This window comes from Streptomyces sp. NBC_00414, assembly GCF_036038375.1.
Classification (GTDB): Bacteria; Actinomycetota; Actinomycetes; order Streptomycetales; family Streptomycetaceae; genus Streptomyces.
In genome coordinates this window covers 5,663,517-5,677,553 of sequence record NZ_CP107935.1, presented here as the reverse complement: position 1 = coordinate 5,677,553, position 14,037 = coordinate 5,663,517, and the positions used below count along the sequence as shown (strand labels likewise).

Sequence of the window (14,037 nt, the reverse complement as noted above, 5' to 3'; positions counted from 1 at the left end):
CCCGCCGCTGTACGCCGTGACCCACGGCCGCGCCCCCAAGCGACCGCGTAGCCCCGGAGGAGACGGGAAACCATGACTGCCTTCGTCCCCACCCGCACCGACGACTCCCCGCACACACCGGACGAGGGGCGGCCGCACAGTCCGCCGCCCGGCCGCCGCGCTCCCCGGATCTCCCGGCTGCCCCGGCCCCCTCGGCTCCCCCGGATCGCGGCCGCCGACCTGTCGGCCTCGATCGCCGTCTTCCTGATCGCCCTGCCCCTGTCCCTGGGCATCGCCCTCGCCACCGGAGCGCCGCTGCAGGCGGGGCTCGTCGCCGCCGCCGCGGGCGGGCTCGTGGCAGGCCGGCTCGGTGGCGCCCCCCTTCAGGTGAGCGGACCCGCCGCAGGGCTCACCGTGGTCACCGCCGATCTCATCCAGAAGTACGGATGGCGTACGACCTGCGCCATCACCGTCCTCGCCGGACTGGTCCAAGTCGGCCTGGGCTTCCTGCGGGTGGCCCGTTCCGCGCTGGCCGTCAGCCCCGCGATCGTGCACGGCATGCTGGCCGGCATCGGCATCACCATCGCCGTCGCCCAACTGCACATCGTGCTGGGCGGCTCCCCGAGCAGCTCCGTCGTCGACAACATCCGGGAACTGCCCGCCCAGTTGGCCCACCCCCAGGTGGCCGCCCTGTCGATGAGCGCCCTGACGCTGGCCCTCCTGCTCGCCTGGGCCCGGATCCCCGGGCGCGCGGGGCGGATCCTGCGCACCGTCCCGGCCGCGCTCGTCGCGGTCGCCGCGGCCACCACGACGGCCGCCCTCGCGGGGCTCACCCTGCCCAAGGTCGACCTGCCGTCCTGGCGGAGCCACGCCCTCGCGGGGCTTCCCGAGGGCCCGGTGCTCGGCATCGTCGCCGCCGTGCTCACCACCACGCTGGTGTGCAGCGTCCAGTCGCTCCTGGGCGCCGTCGCCGTGGACAAGCTCACGGCCAGACGGCCCACCCAGCAGGGGCGTTCCGACCTCGACCGCGAGCTGCTCGGACAGGGCGCCGCCAACATCGTCTCCGGCACGCTCGGCGGGCTCCCCGTCGCGGGCGTGGCCGTACGGAGCTCGGCGAACGTCCAGGCCGGCGCCGTCAGCCGGAAGTCCACGATGCTGCACGGCGTCTGGATCACGGTGGCCGCGCTGCTGATGGTCCCGCTCCTGGAGCTGATCCCCCTCGCGGCACTGGCCGCCCTGGTGATGGCCGTCGGCGTCCAGATGGTGTCCCTGCACCACATCCGCACGGTCACCCGGCACCGGGAGGTGCTGGTGTACGCCGTCACCACCCTCGGCGTCGTCGTCCTCGGCGTCCTCGAAGGCGTCACGCTCGGGGTCGCCATGGCCGTCGGCGTCGCCCTGCACCGCCTCACCCGTACGCGGATCACCCGCTCGGTGGGTCCGGACGGCGTGCACCACGTGCGTGTGCGCGGCCAGTTGACCTTCCTCGCCGTGCCCCGCCTCACCCGGGCACTGCATCTGGTGCCGTCGGGGGCCGAGGCGGTGATCGAGCTGGACGGCTCCTTCATGGACCACGCGGCGTACGAGTCGTTGCACGACTGGCAGAGCGCCCACACCAACCGGGGCGGCTCCGTCGAGTTGACCGGGCGCACCGGAGCGCGGCTCGCGGAGCCGCACGTCAAGGACGACGACGGTCAGTCGTCGCACTGCCACTGCCGGCCCTGGACACCCTGGCGCAACCACCACTGCGAGAGCCCCGACACACCGCCGCCCGGCGGGCATCCCAGCGGGCACCAGCTGGCCAGCGGCATCAGCTCGTTCCAGCGCAACACCGCGCCCTTGGTGCGCGGCGAGCTGGCCCGGCTCGCGCGGGAGGGGCAGCAGCCCTCGCAGCTCTTCCTGACCTGCGCCGACTCCCGGCTGGTCACGTCGATGATCACCTCCAGCGGCCCCGGTGACCTCTTCGTCGTACGCAATGTCGGCAATCTCGTGCCGCCGCCCGGCGTGGAGAGCGGCGACGACTCGGTGGCCGCCGCGATCGAGTACGCGGTGGAGGTGCTGCGGGTGCGGTCCATCACCGTGTGCGGGCACTCCGGATGCGGGGCGATGCAGGCACTGATGAACACGGAACCGGGAGGCACCCAGACGCCGTTGAAGCGGTGGCTGCGGCACGGCCTGCCGAGCGTGGAGCGGATGGCCGCGACGGACCGGCCCTGGACCCGGATCGCGGGACGCGCGCCCGCCGACGCCACCGAGCAGCTCTGTCTCACCAACGTCGTGCAGCAGTTGGAGCACCTGCGGGCCCACGAGGCCGTGACGCGCGCCCTGGAGGAGGGCAGGCTCGAACTGCACGGGATGTACTTCCACGTGGGCGAGGCCCAGGCGTATCTCCTCACGGAGGACCCGTCCCACGAGGGAGCGGAAGAGGGCGAGCTCTTCGACCGGGTCGCGGCGACGGCCCTGGACAACGCCCCGGCCTGAACCTCCGCCCTTCCCCGTCCGTGGACACGTGTGTCCGCCCGTGTCCGCGGGCAGGCCACCCGAACACCGGATCCCCCGCGCATGATCCCGCACACAGGTCTAAACCAATTCGCGGACGGCCCTTGTCACCAGGGGTCCGCGTCTGATGAGCTGTGGCCCGGGACACAACGGGCGCCCCTGGCACAGCACCGCAAGGGAGATGTCGTGAGCAACGAAAGCCTGGCCAACCTGCTCAGGGAAGAACGCAGGTTCGCGCCGCCCGCCGACCTGGCCGCGAACGCCAACGTCACAGCGGAGGCGTACGAGCAGGCCAAGGCTGACAGGCTCGGCTTCTGGGCCGAGCAGGCCCGTCGGCTGACCTGGGCCACCGAGCCGACCGAGACCCTGGACTGGTCGAACCCTCCGTTCGCGAAGTGGTTCAAGGACGGCAAGCTCAACGTCGCGTACAACTGCGTGGACCGGCATGTCGAGGCCGGCCACGGCGACCGGGTCGCCATCCACTTCGAGGGCGAGCCCGGGGACAGCCGCGCCATCACCTACGCCGAGCTCAAGGACGAGGTCTCTCGGGCGGCCAACGCCCTCACCGAGCTGGGGGTCGAGAAGGGCGACCGGGTCGCCGTCTATCTGCCGATGATCCCCGAGGCCGTCATCTCGATGCTGGCCTGCGCCCGCATCGGCGCCGCGCACTCGGTGGTCTTCGGCGGCTTCTCCGCCGACGCCATCGCCACCCGCATCCAGGACGCCGACGCCAAGCTGGTCATCACCTCGGACGGCGGCTACCGGCGCGGCAAGCCGGCCGCGCTCAAGCCGGCCGTCGACGAGGCGGTCTCCCGGGTCGACGGCGTGGACAAGGTGCTCGTCGTGCGCCGTACGGGCCAGGACGTCGCGTGGACCGAGGGCCGCGACGTGTGGTGGCACGAGATCACGCAGAAGCAGTCCGCCGAGCACACGCCCGAGGCGTTCGACGCCGAGCACCCGCTGTTCATCCTCTACACCTCGGGGACGACGGGTAAGCCCAAGGGCATCCTGCACACCTCCGGCGGCTACCTCACCCAGGCCGCGTACACGCACCACTCCGTCTTCGACCTCAAGCCGGAGACCGACGTCTACTGGTGCACCGCCGACATCGGCTGGGTCACCGGGCACTCCTACATCACGTACGGGCCGCTGGCGAACGGCGCGACCCAGGTCATGTACGAGGGCACGCCCGACACCCCGCACCAGGGGCGCTTCTGGGAGATCATCCAGAAGTACGGCGTGACGATCCTCTACACGGCCCCGACGGCCATCCGTACGTTCATGAAGTGGGGCGACGACATCCCCGCGAAGTTCGACCTGTCGAGCCTGCGCGTCCTGGGCTCGGTCGGTGAGCCGATCAACCCCGAGGCGTGGGTCTGGTACCGCAAGCACATCGGCGGCGACCGCACTCCGATCGTGGACACCTGGTGGCAGACCGAGACCGGCGCGATGATGATCTCGCCGCTGCCGGGCGTCACCGACACCAAGCCCGGATCCGCGCAGCGGGCGCTGCCGGGCATCTCGGCGACGGTCGTCGACGACGAGGCGCGGGAGGTCCCCGACGGCGGTGGCGGCTATCTCGTCCTGACCGAGCCGTGGCCGTCGATGCTGCGCACCATCTGGGGCGACGACCAGCGGTACATCGACACCTACTGGTCGCGCTTCGAGGGCAAGTACTTCGCGGGCGACGGCGCCAAGAAGGACGACGACGGCGACATCTGGCTGCTCGGCCGGGTGGACGACGTGATGCTCGTGTCGGGGCACAACATCTCGACCACCGAGGTCGAGTCGGCGCTCGTCTCGCACCCGTCGGTCGCCGAGGCGGCGGTCGTGGGGGCGGCGGACGAGACGACCGGCCAGGCGATCGTGGCCTTCGTGATCCTGCGCGGTTCCGCGTCGGAGACCGAGACCCTCGTCGGCGAACTGCGGGCTCACGTCGGCAAGGCCCTCGGCCCGATCGCCAAGCCGAAGCGGATCCTGCCGGTGGCCGAGCTGCCCAAGACCCGCTCCGGCAAGATCATGCGCCGGCTGCTGCGCGACGTCGCGGAGAACCGCCAGCTGGGTGACGTCACCACGCTGACCGACTCCACCGTCATGGACCTCATCCAGACGAAGCTCCCGGCGGCGTCCAGCGAGGACTGAGACCGGTCCCGTACGGACGGGGAATTCGAAGGGGCACCCGGTGGCGGACACGCCGTCGGGTGCCCCTTCGCCATCGCGGGTAGGCTGCGAAGGACGTCAACGCGTCAACACGCGACAACAAAACTTCCGAGCGCTGAACGAGCCCGGAGTGTCCATAGGTGCGCCGGGAAGTCTGGTCGGCATGTGTTCCGTCCTGCCCACCGACCGGAGGTCGACCCCGTGCCCGCGCCCACCCCCTCCCCCACTCCAGGCGACAACCGCCGGACCGCCGAGGACCGCAAGGCCCTCGAAAAGGACCGCAAGGTCCTCGGACGCCTCTCACTGCCCGAGCGGACCTTCGTCGCGGACGCGCTGCGCACCGAGACGGTCGGCGGCGTCCTCCTGCTCGTCGCCGCCGTCGCCGCGCTGATCTGGGCGAACACCCCGGTCCGGGAGAGTTACGAGTCCGTCCGCGACTTCCACGTCGGGCCCGCCGCACTCGGTCTGAACCTCTCCGTCCAGCACTGGGCCGCCGACGGACTCCTCGCGGTCTTCTTCTTCGTCGCCGGCATCGAGCTCAAGCGCGAACTGGTCGCGGGCGACCTCAAGGACCCACGGGCCGCCGCGCTCCCCGTCGTCGCCGCGCTCTGCGGCATGGCCGTGCCCGCGCTCGTCTACACCCTGGTCGGCGTCACCGGTGGCGGCTCGCTCGCCGGCTGGGCCGTACCCACCGCGACCGACATCGCCTTCGCGCTCGCCGTCCTCGCCGTCCTCGGCACCTCGCTGCCGAGCGCCCTGCGCGCCTTCCTGCTCACGCTCGCCGTCGTCGACGACCTCTTCGCGATCCTGATCATCGCGATCTTCTTCACCGACGACCTGGACTTCGCCGCGCTCGGCGGCGCCGTCGTCGGCCTCGCCGTCTTCTGGCTGCTGCTCAGGAAGGGCGTACGCGGCTGGTACGTGTACGTGCCGCTCGCCCTGGTCGTCTGGGGCCTGATGTACAACAGCGGCATCCACGCCACCGTCGCCGGCGTCGCGATGGGCCTGATGCTGCGCTGCACCACCCGCGAGGGCGAGGAGCACTCACCCGGCGAACACGTCGAACATCTCGTACGTCCCCTGTCGGCGGGCCTCGCCGTACCGCTGTTCGCGCTGTTCAGCGCAGGGGTCGGGGTGTCGGGCGGCGCGCTCGGCGAGGTGTTCACCCAGCCGGAGACCCTCGGGGTCGTGCTCGGTCTCGTCGTCGGCAAGGCGGTCGGCATCTTCGGCGGTACGTGGCTGACGGCCCGCTTCACCAGTGCCTCGCTCTCCGACGACCTCGCCTGGCCGGACGTCTTCGCGGTGGCCTCCCTCGCGGGCATCGGCTTCACCGTGTCGCTGCTCATCGGCGAACTCGCCTTCGCGGGCGACCCGGCGCTCACCGACGAGGTCAAGGCCGCCGTCCTGACGGGTTCCCTGATCGCGACCGTCCTGTCGGGCGTGCTGCTGAAGCTGCGCAACGCCAAGTACCGCAGGCTGTGGGCGGACGAGGAGCGCGACGAGGACCTCTCGGGCGTCCCCGACGTGTACGAACAGGACGACCCGGCCTACCACCTGCGCATGGCCGAGATCTACGAGCGCAAGGCCGCCGAACACCGAAGGCTTGCCGAAGTGACGGGCGGGGCAGGCGTGGAGCACGACGGTCCGGCATGATCTGACACACACGGTCCGAAACGTACGGCCCGGACCTTACGGTCCGAACCACCGGCCGAACCACACGGACAGCCAAGACACAGACAAGACAACGGCGACAAGACAACAGGGAGTACGCGATGAGCGCACCCGACGGCAGCCCGGTCGGCGCCGAACGCAGCATCGGCCAGCTGTTCGCCTCGGCGACGACCGAGATGTCCGCGCTGGTGCACGACGAGATCGCACTGGCGAAGGCGCAGCTCAAGCGGGACGTCAAGCGCGGAGCGGTCGGCGGTGGCGCGTTCAGCGCGGCCGGCGCGGTACTGATCTTCTCCCTGCCGATGCTGAGCTTCGCGCTGGCGTACGGGATCCGTACCTGGAGCGACTGGAACATGGCGGTCTGCTTCCTGCTGTCGTTCGCCGCGAACGTGCTGGTCGCCGGGGTCCTCGCGCTGATCGGCGTGGTCTTCGCGAAGAAGGCCAAGAAGGGGAAGGGCCCGCAGAAGACGGCCGCCTCGGTCAAGGAATCGGCGGCCGTACTGCAGAACGTGAAGCCGCACCCCCGTCAGGTGACCACCGTGTACCGGGTCGGTGACGAGGTCGGTGACGGGGTCGAGGCTGTGACACGCTCGTCCTCATGACCGGCTCCTCCATCCCTGCGGGGCAACCGTCCTCGGCGCAACCCACCTCCGTCGTACGGCTCGACGTGCCCGGCGCCAAAGAGGTGATCCACCGGGATGTCGCCGCGAACGGGGCGCGTTTCCACATCGCCGAGATGGGTGACGGGCCGCTGGTCCTGCTGCTGCACGGCTTCCCGCAGTTCTGGTGGGCCTGGCGGCATCAGCTGGTGGCGCTCTCCGACGCGGGCTTCCGCGCGGTCGCCATGGACCTGCGGGGCGTCGGCGGCAGCGACCGCACCCCACGCGGCTACGACCCGGCGAACCTCGCGCTCGACATCACCGGGGTCGTACGGTCCCTCGGTGAGCCCGACGCCGCGCTGGTCGGCCATGACCTCGGCGGCTATCTGGCGTGGACGGCGGCCGTGATGCGCCCCAAGCTGGTGCGCCGGCTGGTGGTGTCCTCGATGCCGCATCCCCGGCGCTGGCGCTCGGCGATGCTCTCGGACATGAAGCAGACCGCTGCCGGTTCGTACGTCTGGGGCTTTCAGCGGCCCTGGATCCCCGAGCGCCAACTGATCGCCGACGAGGGCGCCCTGGTCGGCCGGCTCATCCGGGACTGGTCGGGACCGCGGCTGCCGGACGACGACGCCGTGGAGGCGTACCGGCGGGCGATGCTCATCCCCTCTACGGCGCACTGCTCGGTCGAGCCGTACCGGTGGATGGTCCGCTCGATGGCCCGTCCCGACGGCATCCAGTTCAACCGGCGCATGAAGCGGCCGGTGCGGGTGCCCACACTCCATCTGCACGGATCGCTCGATCCGGTGATGCGCACGCGGAGCGCCGCGGGGTCCGGGGAGTACGTCGAAGCGCCGTACCGCTGGCGGCTGTTCGACGGGCTCGGGCACTTTCCGCACGAGGAGGACCCGGTGGCGTTCTCCACCGAGCTGGTGAACTGGCTGAAGGACCCCGAACCGGACCGTTGAGGCCGTCCGGCACCGGACCGCCGGGGTCGTCCCGTACCGGTCCCGGGAACGCCTGTTCTACGAACGCCAATTGCCTCTCGCATAGGCCAATTGGGGGGCGTGGGGGCGGTTATCGACCTTGGGGCGGGGGCAGACGTCGGTGTATGGGCTGGACGCACGACTACAGTGACGCAGCACGCAACCGCCGCTCGATCGGCGGGCTGAGCTCCCACCGAAGGGGCGCCCCGCAACTGCAGGGCACGGACCCCCGGCTGGGAATCCCGCACATTCTGAGGCGCCGGGCCCGATGGGTCTCGGCGCGTTTGCGTCATCCCCGCGCCTGAGCCGGCCGCGCAGGGACCTTCACCGGCGTATCCCCCGTGGCGGACTCTCCACCGAGCCCGTCGGACAGGCCCTGGCGCGCTCGGCTGTCAGAGCGCGCAGCTGTCGCTGTCCACCTGCTGGTTGGCGGTGCGGCCCTTGGTGATGTCCTCCTGGATCTCCTCCACGGTCAGCGCGTAACCCGTCTCGGGGTCGTCGAGGGACTTCGCGAACACCACGCCGTACACCTTGCCGTCCGGGGTGAGCAGCGGGCCGCCGGAGTTGCCCTGGCGCACGGTCGCGAAGAGCGAGTACACCTTTCGCTTCACCGTGCCCCGGTGGTAGATGTCCGGGCCGTTGGCGGTGATGGGGCCGCGCACCCGCGCCGCGTTGATCGTGTACGAGCCGTTCTCCGGGAAGCCCGCGACGATCGCGCCGTCCGACCTGACCGCCGGGCGGCCGGCGAACTGCAGGACGGGCGCCTGCAGTTCGGGCACGTCCAGTACGGCGATGTCGCGCTCCCAGTCGTAGAGCACGACCTTCGCGGCGAGGCGCTTGCCCTCGCCGCCTATCTGGACGTACGGCTCGTCCACGCCGCCCACCACATGGGCGTTGGTCATCACGCGGCGCTGTCCGAAGACGAAGCCGGTGCCTTCGAGGACCTTGCCGCAGCTCTGGGCGGTGCCGGTGACCTTGACGATGGAGCGCTGGGCACGGGTGGCGACCGGGCTCGTCGCAAGCGCCGGGTCGGGGTCCTGCACCGGGTCGATCTGCTCGTCCGAGAAGGGGCTGAAGACCTGCGGGAAGCCGTTGCGTGCGAGGACCGAGGAGAAGCCGTCGAACCAGGTGTCGGCCTGGGCGGGCAGGGCCCGTGCCACGCCGAGCAGCACCTTGGAGCCGCGGACCTCCTTGCCGAGCGTCGGCAGCGTCGTACCGGCCAGGGCCGAGCCGATCAGCCAGGCGACGAGGAGCATCGCCACGACGTTGACGAGGGCGCCGCCCGTGGCGTCCAGGGCGCGGGCCGGGGACCAGGTGATGTACCGGCGGAGCTTGTTGCCGAGATGGGTGGTGAGGGCCTGGCCGACGGAGGCGCAGACGATCACCACGATCACGGCGACGACGGCGGCGGTCGTACCGACCTCCGCGTCGTCCGTCAGGGCGCCCCAGACGACGGGCAGGAGGTAGACGGCGACGAGGCCACCGCCCAGGAAACCGATCACCGACAGGATGCCGACGACGAACCCCTGGCGATAGCCCACGATCGCGAACCACACGGCGGCGACCAGCAACAGGATGTCCAGCACGTTCACTGCCACTGCTTCAAGCCTCGCCTCATCACTTTGCGGTAGCCATGTCCTGGCCGGGGGACCGGTCCGCCGCGCAGCGGCAGGGGGACACGGAGCCTCCCGGGAAGACACAGCACAGGGGCCACCCTGTCATGCGCGCCAGTCGAGCGGGACCTGCTTGTCGCGGTCCCAGGGACGCTCCCAGTCGGCGTAGTGCAGCAGGCGGTCGATGATTCCGGCCGTGAAGCCCCAGACCAGGGCCGATTCGACCAGGAATGCCGGGCCTGCGTGGCCCCTGGGGTGGACCGCGGTCACGCGGTTGGCCGGATCCGTGAGATCCGCCACGGGCACGGTGAAGACCCTCGCGGTCTCGTTCAGGTCGACCGCGTCGACCGGGGTCGGCTCGCGCCACCAGCCGAGGACCGGGGTGACCACGAAGCCGCTCACCGGGATGTAGAGCTTCGGGAGCACACCGAAGAGCTGGACGCCCCGGGGGTCGAGCCCGGTCTCCTCCTCGGCCTCGCGCAGGGCGGCCCGCAGCGGCCCGTCGGCCTTAGGGTCGCCGTCCTCCGGGTCGAGGGCGCCACCGGGGAAGGACGGCTGTCCGGCGTGCGATCGGAGCGAGGTGGCGCGCTCCATGAGCAGCAGCTCGGGTCCGCGCTCGCCCTCGCCGAACAGGACCAGCACGGCCGACTGGCGTCCCGCGCCGTCCTCCGGCGGCAGGAAGCGGCTCAACTGGCTCGGCTGGACCGTCTCGACGGCGCGCACCACCGGGTCGAGCCAGCCGGGCAGCCCGGCCTTGGTCACGGTCAGATCGCCGTACCGCAGGTCGCGTGTGCCGTCCTGTACGTCGTGCGTGTGGCTCGCGCGCGTCATCGCCACCCCCGTTCTGCTGCTCTCAACGCCCGCGGGGCCGCAGATCGTTCCGTCATCCGGTGCCCCGCGCGGGTGAACCGGACGCGGGTGATGCGGGTGCACCGGACGCGGGTGAACCGGGTGCACCGGACGCGGGTGAAGCGGAGCCGGTCGCTCCGAGCGGCGGGGCGGGGATGCCGCCCGCGTCCAGGTAGGACTGCGGAGGGTTGAGGCGCTGGCCCGGGAAGCCGCCCTTCTCGTACTTCAGGAGCTTCTTCGCCTTCTCCGGGTCCGTCTCGCCCTCCCCGTACGCCGGGCAGAGCGGGGCGATGGGGCAGGCGCCGCAGGCGGGTTTGCGAGCGTGACAGATACGGCGGCCGTGGAAGATCACGTGGTGCGACAGCATCGTCCACTCGGTCTTCGGGAAGAGCTCGCCGATGGCCGCCTCGATCTTCTCGGGCTCCTTCTCGGCGGTCCACTCCCAGCGGCGCACGAGCCGCTGGAAGTGGGTGTCCACGGTGATGCCGGGGCGCCCGAAAGCGTTCCCGAGGACGACGAAGGCGGTCTTGCGGCCGACGCCGGGCAGTTTGACCAGGTCTTCGAGACGGCCGGGGACCTCGCCGCCGAAGTCGTCCCGCAGCGCCTTGGAGAGGCCCATCACCGACTTGGTCTTGGCCCGGAAGAACCCGGTGGGCCGCAGGATCTCCTCGACCTCCTCCGGGTTCGCCGCCGCCAGGTCCTCGGGCGTGGGGTACTTCGCGAAGAGCGCCGGTGTCGTCTGGTTCACCCGCAGGTCGGTCGTCTGCGCCGACAGGACGGTGGCGACGACCAGCTGGAAGGGGTTCTCGAAGTCCAGCTCCGGGTGCGCGTACGGGTACACCTCGGCGAGCTCGCGGTTGATACGCCGCGCCCTTCGGACGAGAGCCGTGTGCGACTCGTTCCGGGGCGGCTTGGCGGGGGCGACCCTGGCGGGCGCCACCTCGGCGGGCGCGGCTTTCTTCGCCGACGCGGGCTTCCCGGCCGACGCGGACTTCTTGACGGGTACGGACTTCTTGACGGGCACGGCCTTCTTCACTGACGCGGGCTTCCCGGCCGACGCGGACTTCTTGACGGGTACGGACTTCTTGACGGGCACGGCCTTCTTCACTGACGCGGGCTTCTTGGCAGGCACGGCTTTCTTGGCGGGCACCGCCTTCTTGGCAGCCGCCTTCGTGGACGCGCTCTTCGTCGCGGCCGCCCCGGATACAGGCGCCTTCTTGGCCGGGGCCTTCTTGGCGAGCGCCTTCTTGGTGGCCGCCTTCGCGGGAGCGCTCTTCCTGGCGGTCTCCTTGGCGGTCCTCTTCGCGGCGGCGGCCTTCTTGGCCACCGCAGCCTTCTTCGCGGCCGCGGCCATCTCCGAGGCAGCGACCCCCGCGGCCTTCCCGGCGACCCCCGCCGCGGTCGTCGCCGGCCTCACCTCTGCCGCTTTTGTCGTTTTCTTCGCTCCACCGGAGCCCTGTTCGCCCACAGCGGAATTGCGACGTACACCCACGCGCCCAGCCCCCTTGGCCTGTGCTCTCACCGGCGATTTGGACACCCGGTCAGCGTAAAGCCCACCACCGACATCTGCCCCGGCCACCATCCATCAGCCCCCAATTGGCCCCCTGCCGCACTGCCGGACACGCCGGTGCGGCAGACTTGTGACTGATCACACTGTTTGGACCGTCCAGCAAAACGGGGAACACGGACCCCTGGTACACCGGGAACAAGATCCCCTGAGCAGGTCGACAAGGAGAGAACTCGTGGACGACGTTCTGCGGCGCGCCCCGCTCTTCGCGGCGCTCGATGACGAGCAGGCCGCGGAGCTCCGCGCCTCCATGAGTGAGGTGACCCTCGCACGCGGTGACGCGCTTTTTCATGAAGGCGACCCCGGAGACCGCCTGTACGTGGTGACCGAGGGCAAGGTGAAGCTCCACCGCACCTCACCCGACGGCCGCGAGAACATGCTGGCGGTCCTCGGCCCCGGCGAGCTCATCGGAGAGCTCTCGCTGTTCGACCCCGGCCCGCGGACGGCGACCGCCTCCGCGCTGACCGAGGTGAAGCTGCTGGGCCTCGGCCACGGCGACCTCCAGCCCTGGCTGAACGCGCGGCCCGAGGTGGCCGCCGCCCTGCTGCGCGCCGTCGCCCGGCGGCTGCGCAAGACCAACGACCAGATGTCCGACCTGGTCTTCTCCGACGTGCCGGGCCGGGTGGCCCGCGCGCTCCTGGACCTCTCGCGCCGGTTCGGCGTGCAGTCCGAGGAGGGCATCCACGTCGTGCACGACCTGACGCAGGAGGAGCTGGCCCAGCTGGTCGGCGCCTCACGCGAGACGGTCAACAAGGCGCTCGCCGACTTCGCGGGCCGCGGCTGGCTCCGCCTGGAGGCCCGCGCGGTGATCCTGCTGGACGTGGAGCGCCTCGCGAAGCGTTCGCGCTAGTCGCGGGACTCACGGGACTTTCGGGACTTTCGGGACTCTCGTCAGCGGTACATCACGACTTCTTACTGAAGTTCTTACTGAAGGGCCCTGCCTGCACGGCGGGGCCCTTCTTGTTGCAGTTCCAGTTCTTTTCGTTCGCCGAGTGGGGACCCAAGGGGTGGGGATGTTCGAGGACAAAGCACCGGAGCCGCTCTGGGCTCCGCCCTCGCGCCCTTGGCGCCCCTGGCCGCGCCGTTCGGCCCGGCTCCTGTGGAAGTCCCCTCGCCGGAAGGACGACCCGGGGGTGCCGCTGGCGGAATGGCTGACCGCCGAGACCGTCGCCCTGGTGGGCTTCGACCGCGTGGAGGCGTACGGCACCGCGAGCGGCGAACCGCGCTGGACCTGGCAGCCGCCGGGCACCGAGGTGATCGCCTGTGCCGTACAGGCCGCCGGGGACGGCATCGGAGTCGTCCTGCACCACGACGACGGTGACCCGCTCTCGCAAGAAATCCGGATCACCACGCTCGACCTCGGCTCCGGCGAAGTCGTCAGCACGCGTGCGTACGCCAGGGAGCCGCTGGGGTCGATCGGCGCGTACCCGCCCGAGGTGGCACTGGGCGTCGGCCGCACCGCCACGATCGCCGGTCGCTGGGGAGCCACGCCCCGGTTCGTGTCCCTCGATCCACGGACCGGGGACGCGCAGTGGAAACGGGAGGTCGGCGACCGTGTCAGCGAGGTGTCCGTGCTGTCGGCGGAGCCCTTCGTCGTGTCCGTCAAGGACCGCGGGCAGCGGGGCGGACACCGGTTGCTCCTCATCGACGAGCACGAACGGGTGACCGTCGACCTGCCCGAGCCGTACGAGAGGTTCGGCTCGCAGGTCGCCGTGGTGGGCGGCGTCCTCGCCGTCGCGCTCGTGGCGCGGGACCAGAGCTCCACCACCGGCGTCGGCACCGGCTTCGGCGTCTTCTCCGTCACGACGGGTGAATTGCTGTGGGAGTGGCGCCACAAACGTGGCGCCAGCGCCTTCCTCCTGGCCCATCGGGGCCGTCTGATCGTCCTGCACGGCTACGGGGACCGCGTGACCGTCTTCGACCCTGTGGACGGCCGTGTCGTGGCCCACCGCAGGCTGCGCGGCTACGGCTTCGACGCCCGCCTGGTCGCCGCCGGAGACCACATCGCCGTGGTCTGCACAGCACGCGCGGACACCCACCGCCTGCGTGTGTTCCGCTGGCGATGAAGCAAAACGGCATGCCCGCGCGGGCCCCGTCCGGGCACAACGGCCGCATGC

The 14,037-nt window shown here is 71.0% G+C and carries 11 protein-coding genes; 8 read left to right on the top strand and 3 right to left on the bottom strand.

Annotated features, from left to right (window positions below; translation table 11 throughout):
* Positions 1 to 72 precede the first annotated feature (72 nt).
* The 6 genes from OHS59_RS24660 to OHS59_RS24635 all read left to right on the top strand — a co-directional run bounded on the left by OHS59_RS24660 (position 73) and on the right by OHS59_RS24635 (position 8,196).
* Entirely contained in the window at positions 73 to 2,460 is a 2,388-nt protein-coding gene (locus OHS59_RS24660) for a bifunctional SulP family inorganic anion transporter/carbonic anhydrase (RefSeq protein ID WP_328495576.1), read from the top strand.
* 204 nt (positions 2,461 to 2,664) lie between these two features.
* Entirely contained in the window at positions 2,665 to 4,620 is a 1,956-nt protein-coding gene (gene acs, locus OHS59_RS24655; protein ID WP_328495575.1) for an acetate--CoA ligase, read from the top strand.
* A gap of 219 nt (positions 4,621 to 4,839) precedes the next feature.
* Positions 4,840 to 6,291: a Na+/H+ antiporter NhaA gene (gene nhaA, locus OHS59_RS24650; RefSeq protein WP_443061493.1), complete on the top strand. Its 1,452-nt coding sequence runs from the start codon at positions 4,840 to 4,842 to the stop codon at positions 6,289 to 6,291.
* 119 nt (positions 6,292 to 6,410) lie between these two features.
* Positions 6,411 to 6,911, top strand: coding sequence for a phage holin family protein (locus OHS59_RS24645; protein ID WP_328495574.1), 501 nt, complete (start codon positions 6,411 to 6,413; stop codon positions 6,909 to 6,911).
* Positions 6,908 to 7,873 (top strand): alpha/beta fold hydrolase, encoded by a 966-nt coding sequence (locus OHS59_RS24640; RefSeq protein ID WP_328495573.1) that lies wholly within the window; start codon positions 6,908 to 6,910, stop codon positions 7,871 to 7,873. The genes OHS59_RS24645 and OHS59_RS24640 overlap by 4 nt, the downstream gene beginning before the upstream one ends.
* Before the next feature lie 143 nt (positions 7,874 to 8,016).
* Complete coding sequence (locus tag OHS59_RS24635; RefSeq protein WP_328495572.1) at positions 8,017 to 8,196, top strand: hypothetical protein; 180 nt, start codon at positions 8,017 to 8,019, stop codon at positions 8,194 to 8,196.
* Between the two features lie 87 nt (positions 8,197 to 8,283).
* Here OHS59_RS24635 and OHS59_RS24630 read toward each other — a convergent pair whose 3' ends face one another.
* The 3 genes from OHS59_RS24630 to nth form a co-directional block, all read right to left on the bottom strand.
* Positions 8,284 to 9,483: a MarP family serine protease gene (locus OHS59_RS24630; protein ID WP_328499339.1), complete on the bottom strand. Its 1,200-nt coding sequence runs from the start codon at positions 9,481 to 9,483 to the stop codon at positions 8,284 to 8,286.
* A 126-nt stretch (positions 9,484 to 9,609) separates the two neighbouring features.
* A complete protein-coding gene (locus OHS59_RS24625; RefSeq protein ID WP_328495571.1) occupies positions 9,610 to 10,335 on the bottom strand; it encodes an NUDIX hydrolase in 726 nt (241 codons plus the stop codon).
* Positions 10,336 to 10,387: 52 nt separating this feature from the next.
* Positions 10,388 to 11,707, bottom strand: a complete 1,320-nt coding sequence (gene nth / locus OHS59_RS24620; RefSeq protein ID WP_328499338.1) for an endonuclease III — start codon at positions 11,705 to 11,707, stop codon at positions 10,388 to 10,390.
* Positions 11,708 to 12,095: 388 nt separating this feature from the next.
* Between nth and OHS59_RS24615 the strand changes: the two genes are divergently transcribed.
* Both OHS59_RS24615 and OHS59_RS24610 read left to right on the top strand, forming a co-directional pair.
* Positions 12,096 to 12,770, top strand: a complete 675-nt coding sequence (locus tag OHS59_RS24615) for a Crp/Fnr family transcriptional regulator (RefSeq protein WP_016642758.1) — start codon at positions 12,096 to 12,098, stop codon at positions 12,768 to 12,770.
* Positions 12,771 to 12,933: 163 nt separating this feature from the next.
* The gene (locus OHS59_RS24610) at positions 12,934 to 13,986 is read left to right on the top strand and encodes a hypothetical protein (protein WP_328495570.1); all 1,053 of its coding nucleotides are present in this window, start codon (positions 12,934 to 12,936) and stop codon (positions 13,984 to 13,986) included.
* The last annotated feature ends 51 nt before the right edge of the window (positions 13,987 to 14,037 follow it).

What these genes read in the sequence shown, in the direction of transcription:
- OHS59_RS24660 (WP_328495576.1), top strand. Translation starts at nt 73, where the DNA reads ATGACTGCCTTCGTCCCCACCCGCACCGACGACTCCCCGCACACACCG.
- OHS59_RS24645 (WP_328495574.1), top strand. Translation starts at nt 6,411, where the DNA reads ATGAGCGCACCCGACGGCAGCCCGGTCGGCGCCGAACGCAGCATCGGC.
- OHS59_RS24610 (WP_328495570.1), top strand. Translation starts at nt 12,934, where the DNA reads ATGTTCGAGGACAAAGCACCGGAGCCGCTCTGGGCTCCGCCCTCGCGC.
- OHS59_RS24640 (WP_328495573.1), top strand. Translation starts at nt 6,908, where the DNA reads ATGACCGGCTCCTCCATCCCTGCGGGGCAACCGTCCTCGGCGCAACCC.
- OHS59_RS24635 (WP_328495572.1), top strand. Translation starts at nt 8,017, where the DNA reads ATGGGCTGGACGCACGACTACAGTGACGCAGCACGCAACCGCCGCTCG.
- OHS59_RS24625 (WP_328495571.1), bottom strand. Translation starts at nt 10,335, where the DNA reads ATGACGCGCGCGAGCCACACGCACGACGTACAGGACGGCACACGCGAC.
- nth (WP_328499338.1), bottom strand. Translation starts at nt 11,707, where the DNA reads ATGGCCGCGGCCGCGAAGAAGGCTGCGGTGGCCAAGAAGGCCGCCGCC.